Raw genomic sequence first — 12,591 nt, 5'->3', positions numbered from 1 at the left:
CGGAAAGCCCCCTCCATGAGCCTGCACGGTCTGCTCGACGCCGTCGTCAAGGACGCCGCCCTCACGGAAGCGGTCGCCGCGGCCGGTGACGGCAACCGCATGCATGTCGACCTCGTCGGCCCGCCCGCGGCGCGCCCCTTCGCCATCGCCGCGCTGGCCCGCGACGCCGCCCGCCCCGTGCTCGCGGTCACGGCCACCGGCCGCGAGGCCGAGGACCTCGCCGCCGCGCTGCGCTCGCTGCTGCCCGCGCAGAGCGTCGTGGAGTACCCCTCGTGGGAGACGCTCCCGCACGAGCGGCTCAGCCCCCGCAGCGACACCGTCGGCCGCCGCCTCGCCGTCCTGCGCCGCCTGGCCCACCCCAGCCCCGACGACCCCGACACCGGCCGGGTCTCCGTCGTCGTCGCGCCCGTGCGCTCCGTACTCCAGCCGCAGGTCAAGGGCCTCGGCGACCTGGAGCCGGTCGCGCTGCGCACCGGCGAGCAGGCCGATCTGAACGACGTCGTCCAGGCGCTGGCCGCCGCCGCGTACTCCCGGGTCGAACTGGTCGAGAAGCGCGGCGAGTTCGCCGTACGCGGCGGCATCCTCGACGTCTTCCCGCCCACCGAGGAACACCCGCTGCGCGTGGAGTTCTGGGGCGACGACATCGAGGAGATCCGCTACTTCAAGATCGCCGACCAGCGCTCCCTGGAGGTCGCCGAGCACGGCCTGTGGGCGCCCCCGTGCCGGGAACTGCTGCTGACGGGCGACGTACGGGAGCGGGCCGCCGCCCTCGCCGAGCGCCACCCCGAACTGGGCGAGCTGCTCGGCAGAATCGCCGAGGGCATCGCCGTCGAGGGCATGGAGTCCCTCGCGCCCGTCCTGGTCGACGACATGGAGTTGCTGCTCGACGTGCTGCCCGCGGGCGCCATGGCCGTCGTCTGCGACCCGGAGCGGGTACGGACGAGGGCCGCGGACCTGGTGGCGACCAGCCAGGAGTTCCTCCAGGCCTCCTGGGCGGCCACGGCGGGTGGCGGGGACGCGCCGATCGACGTCGGCGCGGCCTCCCTGTGGTCCCTCGCGGACGTCCGGGAGCGGGCCCGCGAGCTGGGCATGATGTGGTGGTCCGTGTCGCCGTTCGCGGCGGACGACGAGCTGGACGCCCTCGACGGGGACACGCTCAAGCTCGGTATGCACGCCCCGGAGACCTACCGCGGGGACACCGCGAAGGCGCTCGCCGACACCAAGGGCTGGCTCGCCGACCGGTGGTGCACGGTGTTCGTCACCGAAGGCCACGGCCCGGCCTCCCGCACCGTCGAGGTGCTCGGAGGCGAGGGCATCGCCGCCCGCCTCGACCCCGACCTCGGCGCCCTGTCCCCCGCGGTCGTGCACGTGGCGTGCGGCTCGATCGACCACGGCTTCGTCGACCCCGCGCTCGGACTCGCCGTACTCACCGAGACCGACCTCTCCGGCCAGCGGACCGCCGGCCGCGACGGCGCCCGGATGCCCGTCCGCCGCCGCAAGACCATCGACCCGCTGACCCTGGAGTCCGGCGACTACATCGTCCACGAACAGCACGGCGTGGGCCGCTACATCGAGATGGCCCAGCGCACGGTCCAGGGCGCCACCCGCGAGTACCTGGTGGTGGAGTACGCCCCGGCCAAGCGCGGCCAGCCCGGCGACCGCCTCTACATCCCCACCGACCAGTTGGAGCAGATCACCAAGTACGTCGGCGGCGAGGCCCCGACCCTGCACCGCCTGGGCGGCGCGGACTGGACGAAGACGAAGGCGCGCGCGAAGAAGGCCGTCAAGGAGATCGCCGCGGACCTCATCAAGCTCTACAGTGCGCGCATGGCGGCCCCCGGCCACGCCTTCGGCACGGACACGCCCTGGCAGCGCGAGCTGGAGGACGCCTTCCCCTACGCCGAGACCCCCGACCAGCTCACCACGATCGCCGAGGTCAAGGAGGACATGGAGAAGTCGGTCCCGATGGACCGCCTGATCTGCGGCGACGTGGGCTACGGCAAGACGGAGATCGCGGTCAGGGCCGCCTTCAAGGCCGTGCAGGACGGCAAGCAGGTGGCGGTGCTCGTCCCCACCACCCTGCTGGTCCAGCAGCACTTCGGCACGTTCTCCGAGCGCTACGCCCAGTTCCCGGTGAACGTACGGGCGCTGTCCCGCTTCCAGACGGACACGGAGGCGAAGGCCGTCCTGGAGGGCCTGACGGAAGGCTCGGTGGACGTCGTCATCGGCACCCACCGGCTGTTCTCGTCCCAGACGAAGTTCAAGGACCTCGGTCTCGTCATCGTCGACGAGGAGCAGCGCTTCGGTGTCGAGCACAAGGAGCAGCTCAAGAAGCTGCGCGCCAACGTCGACGTGCTGACGATGTCCGCGACGCCGATCCCGAGGACGCTGGAGATGGCGGTGACGGGCATCCGCGAGATGTCCACGATCACCACCCCGCCCGAGGAGCGCCACCCGGTGCTGACCTTCGTCGGCCCCTACGAGGAGAAGCAGATCGGCGCCGCCGTCCGGCGTGAACTGCTGCGCGAGGGCCAGGTCTTCTACATCCACAACCGGGTGGAGTCCATCGACCGTGCCGCCGCGCGCCTGCGCGAGATCGTCCCGGAGGCGCGGATCGCCACGGCCCACGGCCAGATGTCGGAGCAGACGCTGGAGCAGGTGGTCGTCGACTTCTGGGAGAAGAAGTACGACGTCCTGGTCTCCACGACGATCGTCGAGTCGGGCATCGACATCTCCAACGCGAACACGCTGATCGTGGAGCGCGGCGACAACTTCGGCCTCTCCCAACTGCACCAGTTGCGCGGCCGGGTCGGCCGGGGCCGCGAGCGCGGCTACGCCTACTTCCTGTACCCGCCGGAGAAGCCGCTGACGGAGACCGCCCACGAGCGCCTGGCGACCATCGCCCAGCACACGGAGATGGGCGCGGGCATGTACGTGGCGATGAAGGACCTGGAGATCCGCGGCGCGGGCAATCTCCTCGGCGGCGAACAGTCCGGGCACATCGCGGGCGTGGGCTTCGACCTGTACGTACGGATGGTCGGCGAGGCGGTCGCGGACTACCGCGCCTCCCTGGAGGGCGGGGTCGAGGAGGAGCCGCCGCTGGAGGTCAAGATCGAGCTGCCGGTCGACGCGCATGTCCCGCACGACTACGCGCCGGGCGAGCGGCTGCGCCTCCAGGCCTACCGGGCGATCGCCTCCGCGAACACGGAGGAGGACGTCAAGGCCGTACGCGAGGAACTCGTCGACCGCTACGGCAAGTTGCCCGAGCCGGTCGAGAACCTCCTGCTGGTGGCGGGGCTGCGGATGCTCGCCCGTGCCTGCGGCGTCGGGGAGATCGTCCTCCAGGGCAACAACATCCGCTTCGCACCGGTGGAGTTGAGGGAGTCCCAGGAGCTGCGGCTCAAGCGGCTCTACCCGGGCACCGTCATCAAGCCGGCCACGCACCAGGTCCTGGTGCCCCGCCCGAAGACCGCGAAGGTGGGCGGAAAGCCGCTGACGGGGCGGGAGTTGCTGGGCTGGACCGGGGAGTTCCTGGCGTCGGTCCTGGGTTCGTAGCCCCGGCGCGTGCGGGGCCTGAGCGAGCCGTCTCACCACCGGCGCCCGCAACCGGCGTGCACCGCGGGCCGGTTGGGCGCCGGTATGAAGATGAGGCTGCGGCGGATACGGTGGGACCAGCGGAAACGCGCCCGTCGGGGCGGCCCGCAACGTAGTGGAACACGCAAGGGGAGGACGTCGCGTGGTGCGTCTGAGGGGTGCTGTCGCCGCCGCTGCTCTGGTTCTGGTCGCCGTGAGCGGCTGCGCGGAGGAGACGACGGGGACCGGGGGATCGCAGGAGACGGAGGGGGCCGCGACGCCGCATGAGACCGCGTCCGGCGGTGCCGTGCTTGCCGCGATCGACTCCCTGACCGTCAAGTCATGGGCACCGAAGGACGGTTACGGCCGGGACCGGTTCGGCAGCCCCTGGGCGGACACCGACTCCAACGGCTGCGACACCCGCGACGACATCCTCCGGCGGGACCTGAAGAACGTGAAGTTCACCGACGGGGACTGCAAGGTCGCCTCGGGGCTGCTGGCGCCCGACCCGTACGGCGGCGAGAACGTGACGTTCGCGCGCGGTCGCAGCCAGGTGGACATCGACCACATCGTCGCGCTCTCGAACGCCTGGCAGACCGGCGCCAAGGGCTGGGCCCCCAGCAAGCGGATAGCGCTCGCCAACGACCCGCTCAACCTGCTCGCGGTGGGCGCGACCCCCAACCGCAGCAAGGGCGACGGCGACGCCTCGAACTGGCTCCCGCCGAACAAGGCGTACCGCTGCTCGTACGTCGCCGCCCAGGTGGCCGTGAAGAAGAAGTACGAGCTGTGGGTGACGGCCGCGGAGAAGACGGCGATGAAGAACGTCATCGCGGCCTGCCCGAGCCAGCGGCTCCCCTCCGGCGGCAACCCGACGAACGCGCCGGACCGGTTCCACGCGAACTGAGCCCGCGGGGCCGCCCGCCCGCGTCACCCGCCCAGTGCGTCCAGGTCGATGACCTTGCCCTGGGGCGCGGCGGCCCGTACCGGCTTCCCGTAGTCCGTGAAGGAGATCGTCACCGGTTCCTTCTTGGAGCTGCTGGTGACCTTCAGCAGGTAGGGCTTGCCCGAGGTGGCGACATACGCCGTGTACTTCTCCTTGCCGTCCTTCTCGCGCAGGACGACCGCCGGGACGCCGTCGACCTCGGTCGTCGCGCCGCGCTCGGCGTCCGTGGTCCCCTCGTCGGCCCCGGCCAGCACCGTGTCCAGATCGCAGAACCCGGAGATGTCCGCGGCGTCCTTGCCCGTGACCTTCGTCTTGGTCCACTTCCCGGCCATGAAGGACACCACCGCGTCGGTCTCGTCCTTGGAGTCCCCCTTGCTCTGTGCGCGCAGGAACGCCTCGTCGGGCTTCAGGTAGAGGGTGTCGCCGGTTTTGATCAGTTCGGCCTTGCCCGTTCCGTTCATGCTGATGGTGCCGGCGCAGGTGCCCTTCTTGTCCAGGGCCATGTCGAGCCGGATCATGCCGTCGGACTCGTCGTCGTACACGTCCCCGCGCATGCGCAGCGACGAGGCACCGGTGGTGGCCTTCATGGCGCGTTCGGCGATCTCGCTTCCGGAGAGCCCGGCGAACGGTTCCTCGGGCTTGCTGTCGGCCTTGCTCCCGCCGGGCAGGCAGCCGGTGACTCCGGCGGCGGCTGCGACGGCGAGGCAGAGGGCGGCGAGTGCGGTGCGGCGCATGGGAGTTCCTTGAGGTGATGTGACATGTGGTGCGGTGGGACGTGCCGGGGCGGGGCAGCGCGGCAGGCCGCCCCGGCCGGGGGACCCGGGAAGGTCCGGGGATCCGCGGTGGGTCAGGAGGACTTCGTCCAGTCCGCGCAGCCCGTGGTCTTGAAGTAGGCGTCGCTCGCGGCGACCGTGACGACGGCCGTCCCGCTGGCGTTGTCGTTCGCCGCGATGGAATCGAGGGAGTGCAGGGCGTCCTTGGCGCGCTCCCAGTAGCATCCGTCGTCCTTGTTGCCCGCGGAGGTGTAGGTGCCGGGGGCGATGTCGACGCCGACCCGGAGCATCCCCGCGTCGCCGTCGATCTTCCGGGTACGGGGCGTGCCGGACGGCTTGTCCTCGACGGTCTGCCAGTCCGCGCAGCCGTTCGTCTTGAACAGCTTGTCGCTCGCCTTGATGGTCACGTAACTCGTGCCGGTGACGTTGTCGTTGGCGAGGATCGCCTCGAACTCGCCCGAGGCGTCCTTGGCGCGCTCCCAGTAGCAGCCGTCGGAGTTGTCGGCCGTCCGGTAGGTGCCGGGCTTGACGTCCTTGCCGACCTGGTAGCTGCCGTCGCCGCCGAACGCGGGGGCCTTGCCCTTGTCCTTCGCGTCCTTCGCGGCGGACCCGCCCTTGCCCCCGGAGCCCTGGCCGGACCCGCTTCCGGAGTGCTGCCCCGAGGACGCGGACGTGTCCTTGCCGCCCTTGTCCTCGTCGTTGCCCGCGTTCGCGGACACCGCGCCGATGACGACGACGCCGACCACCACGCCCAGCGCGATCTTGCCCTTGCCCATGACGAAGCCTCCCCCCAGGCGATGCGCCACTGTTCGGCGGATCGCTCGTTCGATGGGTCAATAACAGCAGAGCGTGTGAACCGAGTCAACACGATTCACAGGTTGGGTAGTGTGCACGGGCGTGAAGGGGGGTGCGTTGCGTGCATCGGTATGCTCGACGCCACACAGAGCAGAGGGGAGCCGGTGGGTGGAGGACAACGGGACAGAGGTGACCGCGGCCGGTATCGCCCGGCTCGCGGGGGTCGGCCGGGCCGCCGTCAGCAACTGGCGCCGCCGCCATCCCGACTTCCCCAAGCCGGTCGGCGGCACCGACACCAGCCCCTCCTTCGCGCTCGGCGAGGTGGAGGGCTGGCTGCGCCGCCAGGGCAAGCTCGCCGAGGTGCCGCTGCGCGAGCGCGTGTGGCAGCACCTGGCGGGCCACCCGGAAGGGCCCCTGACGGCGCTCGTCCTCGCGGGATGCGTCCTCGTGCTCGTCCATGACCGGCCCGGCGTCTGGAAGGAGGCGAGCGCGGGCTCCGACGCCCACCTGGCCGAACTCCTGCCCACCGCCCTCGAACAGGTACTGGCCTCCGGCGCGCTCCACGGCTCCGCCGTACCCGTCCCGGCCCCCGAACGGCTCCGGCCCTCGGCCCCGCTGCTGCGCGGCGTCGCCGAACTCGCCGCCGAACTGGGCGCCCCCGAGGCGTACGAGTTCCTGCTCGGCCGGTATCTCGACGCCAACCCCCGTCAGTACACGCTCACTCCGGACGGCCCCGCCGCGCTGATGGCCGACCTCGCGGGCCCCGCCCGCACCGTCCTCGACCCGGCCTGCGGCACCGGCGCCCTGCTGCGCGCCGTCGCCCCCCTGCCCGAACAGCGGCTGTACGGCCAGGACGGCGACCCCGCGCTGGCCGCGTTCACGGCGCTGCGCCTCACCCTGCACACGAAGGCCGCCGTGCGCACCGCCGCCGGGGACAGCCTCCGGGCCGACGCGTTCGACACCCTCAGGGCCGACGCGGTGCTGTGCCACCCGCCGTTCAACGAACGCAACTGGGGCCACGACGAACTCACCTACGACCCCCGCTGGGAGTACGGCTTCCCGGCCCGTACGGAATCCGAACTCGCCTGGGTGCAGCACGCGTTGGCCCGCCTCAAGGACGGTGGCACCGCCGTCCTGCTGATGCCGCCCGCCGCCGCCTCCCGCCGCTCGGGCCGCCGCATCCGGGCCGATCTGCTGCGCCGCGGCGCCCTGCGCGCCGTGATCGCCCTGCCGGCCGGTGCGGCGCCCCCGTACAACATCCCGCTGCACCTGTGGGTGCTGCGCCGCCCCGAAGGAGCGCCCGCGCACCCGGAGTTGCTCGTCGCGGACGGCGGCGCCGCCACCGCCGAGGCGCGCGGCGGCCCGGACTGGGAGAGCGTGCGCACCGCGGTCCTCGACGCCTGGCGCCCGTTCGCGCGCAGCGGCAGCGTGTCGGAGGTGCCGGGCGTGAGCCGCTCCGTACCCGTCATCGAACTCCTCGACGACGACGTCGACCTGGCCCCCGCCCGCCATCTCCCGCCGCCCGCGGCGGGCGGCGGCGCCGAGGAGCTGACGGCCCTGAGCGCCCGCCTCGGCGAGACCCTGCGCCGCACCGCCGAACTCTCCGAGCCGCTCCCCGCGCCCGGCGCCGCCCCGCGCAGCCCCGTCGAACAGGTCCGCTGGTCGCTCACCACCGTCGGCGAACTCGCCCGTGGGGGCGCGCTGTTGATGCGCAGTGGAGGGAACGGCCCCTCGTCGCGCGTACTCACCGACCACGACGTCCTCGCGGGCACCGCACCGTCCGGCACGCTGCCCGCGGTCGGGGAGGAGCCGGTCCTGGTCGAGGAGGGCGATGTCGTCGTGCCCGTCCTCGGCGGCGGCGCCGTCGCGCGGGTGATCGACCGGGTGACCGCCGGAGCCGCCCTCGGGCGCAACCTCACACTGCTGCGGCCCGACCCGGCCGCGCTGGACGCCTGGTTCCTCGCCGGCTTCCTGCGCGGTACCGCCAACACCCGCCAGGCCAGCAGCTATGCCTCCACCGCGACCCGGCTCGATGTGCGCCGCCTCCAACTGCCCCGGCTCCCGCTGGACCGGCAGCGCCGTTACGGCGAACACTTCCGGGCGCTCGCCGCGTTCGAGGACACGCTGCGCCTCGCAGGCCGCCTCGGGGAACAGCTCGTCCGGGGCCTGCACGACGGGCTGACGGACGGCACGGTCGCCCCGGACTGACGGGTGCGGGGACGGGGAGGGGTAGGGGCACGGGGGGAGTACGCGCACGGGGAGGAGTACGGGAGGGGGGACGGGCACGGGTGCGGGGGACAGCAGGGGTTGTGCCCGACCCGTGACGCTGTGTCCGGGGAGGGCTATACGCTCGGACTCCGATCTTCGTCCGTCCTCACCACGGTCCCAGGAGCAGCCATGTACGGCCACGGTGTGCAGCCGCCCACCCGCACTTCGGGCACGGCCACCTTCCTGCGCGTCCTGTTCGCCGCCGTCGGCCCCCTCAGTTGCGGACTGCTCGCCGGTCTGCCGCTGTTCCGGGTGGCCATGCTGCGCGGAAGACGAGGGGACTGGCTGCTGGCCTGGCTCAGCCTGCCGGTGACCATCGCCGCGTTCGCCACCGTCGGCATGCTCCCGGACAACGACCACCGGGGCGACGTCGCGATGGCCGTGCTCCTGCTCCTCGCCGCGTTCAGCACCGCCCACTTCCTGGTCTTCGACGTGCGCCACCACCGCGCCGCCCCGCCCTTCGCGCCATTGCCCTCGCAGACCACGGCCGCCACGCCGCAGACCCCCGTGGTCCCCGCACCACCGCACCAGGGCTACGGCTACCCGGCCCCGGCCCCGCAGCCGTACGCCGCCACGCAGTCCCCGCCGACCCCGTACCCGCCGGTCCCACAGCCCCTGCAACCCCCGCGACCCCCGCAGCCGCAGCAGCCCGCCCCCGCGCGCATCGACCAGGTCCGGGCCGAACTCGACGAGCTGAGCGACTACCTCCGCAAGCACGAGGACGGTCGGTGACCATGGCGAGCGGACGCCTCATCGCCGACCGCTACGCACTGTCCACGCTCATCGGCCAGGGCGGCATGGGCCAGGTCTGGACGGGATACGACCAGCGCCTGGACCGGCGCGTGGCCGTCAAGCTGCTGCGCCCGGACAAGGTGGCCGGCCAGGAGGCCGACGAGCTGCGCCGCCGCTTCGTACGGGAGTGCCGGGTGACCGCGCAGGTCGACCACCCCGGGCTGGTCACCGTGCACGACGCGGGCAGCGCGGGCGAGGAGCTGTATCTCGTGATGCAGTACGTCGACGGGGCCGACCTCGCCGACCACCTCGCCGAGCACGACCCCTACCCCTGGTCGTGGGCGGTGGCCGTCGCCGCGCAGCTCTGCGCCGCGCTGTCCGCCGTGCACGCCGTACCGATCGTGCACCGCGACCTCAAGCCCCGGAACGTGATGGTCCGGCCGGACGGCACGGTCACCGTCCTCGACCTCGGTGTCGCCTCGGTGATGGACACGGACACCACCCGCCTCACCCACACCGGCTCTCCCATCGGCTCGCCCGCCTACATGGCCCCCGAGCAGGCGATGGGCGGCGCGGTCGGCCCCTACACCGACCTGTACGCGCTCGGTGTGCTCCTGCACGAACTCCTCACCGGACAGGCGCCGTTCACCGGGACCACCGCCCTCGGCGTGCTGCACCGCCACCTCTACGACCCGCCCGCCCCGGTGCGCACCCTGCGCCCGGAGGTGCCCGAGGCGCTGGAGGCGCTCGTGCTGCGCCTGCTCGCCAAGGACCCGCAGCACCGCCCGGCCTCGGCCCAGGAGACGTACGAGGAGCTGCTCCCGCTCATACCGGCGCGCGGCACACCCACAGGCGCCCCCCTCGACCCCACACGCCCCTTCCTCCTCCCGCATGCCCCATGGCCGTACCGGGCCCAAGTCCCCGCGCCCCGGCCGCAGTCGGCTCCGGCGCCCGAGCGAGCCGATGTCGCGGGCGCCGTCGACGAGGTCAAGCGGCTGCTCGGCGAGGGCCGGGTCACCCAGGCCGTGGACATCCTCGGCGCGATCCTCCCGGTCGCCGCCGCCCAGCACGGCGAGCACTCACCGGTCGTCCGCACCCTGCGCAAGCAGTACGCGGCCACGCTCATGGACGACGGGCAGTACCGCCGGGCGCTGCCCGAACTGCGCCGCCTCGCCGACGAACGCGCCACCGAGTCGGGCCAGGCCGACCCCCAGTCCCTGCGCTTCCGCTACGACGTCGCCCAGTGCCTGGAACAGCTCGGGGAACCGGTGGCGGCCCTCGCCGAGTACCGGGCCCTGCTGCCGTACTACGAGAACCGGTACGTGGCCGGGGACCCGGAACTCGCCCTGGACGTCCGCCGCCGCATCGGCCATCTGCTGCTCGCCCTCGGCGACCGGGTGAGCGCCCAGGACACCCTGGTGCGGCTCCTGCACGACGTGGAGCGCCTGCGCGGGCCCGGTCATCCGTTGGCCGCGGACATCCGCCGGACCCTGCAGTGGCTGGGGCAGGTGCGGGCCTGAAAACGCTCTTCGAGACGCCCGGCGGCGGCCGGACGGCGGGGAATCGGCCGTCTTCGGTCCGGCGGTGCCCGAACTCCCGTTGAATCGTTGGTCGAATGGGTTGGCCGGAGCTGGGCCACTGCCTACCATCGATCATCGCAAGACCCTGTGCTCCCGCCCGTCGCCCGACCACCACCCCTCGTGGCGCTCTGCGCCGCCTCGACATGGCAAGCTCTCCCAGGGAGGCCACCTTGCACCGCCGCCGCACCGCGATCGCCCTCAGCGCCGTTCTGGCCGCCGCCCCTCTCCTCGCCGCCTGCGGCAGCACGCCGCACCCCGGCGCCGCGGCCGTCGTCGGTCAGGACCGGATCACGGTCGCGCAACTGGAGGGCCGGGTGAACGAGATCCGTACCGCCCAGCGGGCCGCCGCCACGGACGACGTCCAGTACCAGCAGGCCGTCTCCCGGACCAGCAGCCTCAGCCGTGACACCCTGCACAGCCTGGTCCTCGACCGCGTCCTGGACCGCGCCGCCCACGACGCGGGCGTGAGCGTCACCCGCCGGGACGTCCAGCAACTGCGGACGAGCCTGGAGCAGCAGGCGGGCAGCGCGAAGGCGCTGGACGCCGCCTGGCTGGAGCAGTACGGAGTGGCCCCCGCGCGCGTCGACGACAGCCTGCGCACCACGGTCGAGGCGCAGAAGCTGGCCGCCGCGCTCGGCGCCGACATGACCACGGTCGAGGGCAAGGACACCTTCTGGAAGGCGCTGGGGCAGGCGTCGAAGGACCTGCACGTCGATCTGAACCCGCGCTACGGCGCCTGGGACGTGAGCAAGAGCAGCCCCGTGGACGCGAAGACACCCTGGATCAAGGAGGTCACGGCCCCGGCGGCGGTACCGCAGGCCGCGTAGGCCGGGGCGGTACCGCAGGCCGCGCAGACCGGTTGTCCACCGGCCTGTGGACAACTACGGGGGCGGTCGGTGGGGTGCGTTACGTTCGAGGGGTGAACGCAACCAGCTTCGAAGGCGCCCAGGGCCGGGGCGAGGTCGCCGCCCCCGGCCGGATCGTCCTGCTCACCACCAGCCACCGGGTCGCCCCCGGACTCCTGTCCTGGCCCGCCTGGCAGGCGCTGCGCGCGGCGGACCGGGTGCTGTGCGCGGACGGGGCGCATCCGCAGCTTCCGTATCTGCGCGAGGCGGGCACGGCGGTCGAGGAGGCCGCCCCGAGCGCACAGGAGCTGGTCGACGCCTGCGCGGGCGGGCGCACGGTGGTCGTGGTGGCGACCGGCGAGGGCGAGCCGCGCCTCACCGACGGCCTGGCCCGCCTCGCCGGATCCGGCCGCGTGAGCATGCCGGAGCTGGAGCTGCTGCCCGCCTCCTACGACCTCCCGGGCGCCCGCCTGCTCGACCTCGTCCAGGTCATGGACCGGATCCGCGTCGAGTGCCCCTGGTCCTCCCGACAGACCCACAAGGGCCTGGCGAAGTACGGCATCGAAGAGGCGTACGAACTGGTCGAGGCGATCGAGGAGGGCGACCGCGACGAGCTGCGCGAGGAGCTGGGCGACGTCCTGCTCCAGGTCGTCTTCCACGCCCGCATAGCCGAGGAGGACCCCGACGCCCCCTTCTCCATCGACGACGTGGCGGGCGGCATCGTCGCCAAGCTGATCCACCGCCACCCGCATGTCTTCGGGGACGCGACCGCGACGACACCGGAGGAGGTCAAGGCACACTGGCTGCGTACGAAGGCGGTCGAGAAGCAGCGCACCTCGGTGACCGAAGGCGTCCCGCTCGGCCAGCCCGGCCTCGCCCTGGCGGCGAAGCTGGCCTCCCGCGTCCGTACCGCGGGCCTCGACGTTCCGCTCCCGAAGGGCGAGGGCATCGGCTACGACCTGCTGGCGGCAGCCGCGCGCGCGGAGGCGGAGGGCGTGGACCCGGAGGCGGCCCTGCGTGCGGCGGCACGGGTGTACCGGGACGCGATCCGGGCGGTGGAGAGCGCGTGCTGAGCGTCCGGG

9 protein-coding genes are annotated in these 12,591 nt (G+C 72.9%); 7 read left to right on the top strand and 2 right to left on the bottom strand.

The genetic code is table 11. The annotated features are described in order from the left end of the window. The first annotated feature begins 15 nt into the window (after positions 1 to 15). Positions 16 to 3,555, top strand: coding sequence for a transcription-repair coupling factor (gene mfd, locus NGF19_RS14100; RefSeq protein WP_252425213.1), 3,540 nt, complete (start codon positions 16 to 18; stop codon positions 3,553 to 3,555). 181 nt (positions 3,556 to 3,736) lie between these two features. Then, on the top strand, positions 3,737 to 4,477 hold the full coding sequence (locus tag NGF19_RS14095) for an HNH endonuclease family protein (RefSeq protein WP_252425212.1): 741 nt from the start codon (positions 3,737 to 3,739) through the stop codon (positions 4,475 to 4,477). A gap of 23 nt (positions 4,478 to 4,500) precedes the next feature. On the opposite strand, the gene NGF19_RS14090 is transcribed toward NGF19_RS14095, so the two are convergent. Then, positions 4,501 to 5,250 carry a hypothetical protein gene (locus NGF19_RS14090; protein WP_252425211.1) on the bottom strand — a complete coding sequence of 250 codons (750 nt, stop codon included), beginning with the start codon at positions 5,248 to 5,250 and terminating at the stop codon, positions 4,501 to 4,503. A 113-nt stretch (positions 5,251 to 5,363) separates the two neighbouring features. Beyond that, entirely contained in the window at positions 5,364 to 6,065 is a 702-nt protein-coding gene (locus NGF19_RS14085; protein WP_252425210.1) for an Rv1352/Rv1906c domain-containing protein, read from the bottom strand. A 187-nt stretch (positions 6,066 to 6,252) separates the two neighbouring features. Between NGF19_RS14085 and NGF19_RS14080 the strand changes: the two genes are divergently transcribed. The 5 genes from NGF19_RS14080 (at position 6,253) to NGF19_RS14060 (ending at position 12,582) form a co-directional block, all read left to right on the top strand. Beyond that, positions 6,253 to 8,292 (top strand): N-6 DNA methylase, encoded by a 2,040-nt coding sequence (locus NGF19_RS14080; protein WP_252425209.1) that lies wholly within the window; start codon positions 6,253 to 6,255, stop codon positions 8,290 to 8,292. A gap of 189 nt (positions 8,293 to 8,481) precedes the next feature. After that, positions 8,482 to 9,084 (top strand): hypothetical protein, encoded by a 603-nt coding sequence (locus NGF19_RS14075; RefSeq protein ID WP_252425208.1) that lies wholly within the window; start codon positions 8,482 to 8,484, stop codon positions 9,082 to 9,084. Continuing rightward, complete coding sequence (locus tag NGF19_RS14070) at positions 9,081 to 10,604, top strand: serine/threonine-protein kinase (protein WP_308288483.1); 1,524 nt, start codon at positions 9,081 to 9,083, stop codon at positions 10,602 to 10,604. The genes NGF19_RS14075 and NGF19_RS14070 overlap by 4 nt, the downstream gene beginning before the upstream one ends. 230 nt (positions 10,605 to 10,834) lie before the next feature. Continuing rightward, positions 10,835 to 11,491: a SurA N-terminal domain-containing protein gene (locus tag NGF19_RS14065; protein WP_252425207.1), complete on the top strand. Its 657-nt coding sequence runs from the start codon at positions 10,835 to 10,837 to the stop codon at positions 11,489 to 11,491. Between the two features lie 92 nt (positions 11,492 to 11,583). Next, a complete protein-coding gene (locus tag NGF19_RS14060) occupies positions 11,584 to 12,582 on the top strand; it encodes a nucleoside triphosphate pyrophosphohydrolase (protein WP_252425206.1) in 999 nt (332 codons plus the stop codon). The last annotated feature ends 9 nt before the right edge of the window (positions 12,583 to 12,591 follow it).

Source organism: Streptomyces macrolidinus (assembly GCF_023887685.1).
Lineage (GTDB): Bacteria > Actinomycetota > Actinomycetes > Streptomycetales > Streptomycetaceae > Streptomyces > Streptomyces macrolidinus.
Note: the sequence above shows the minus strand (reverse complement) of the source record. Positions and strands in the feature narration are given on the sequence as shown.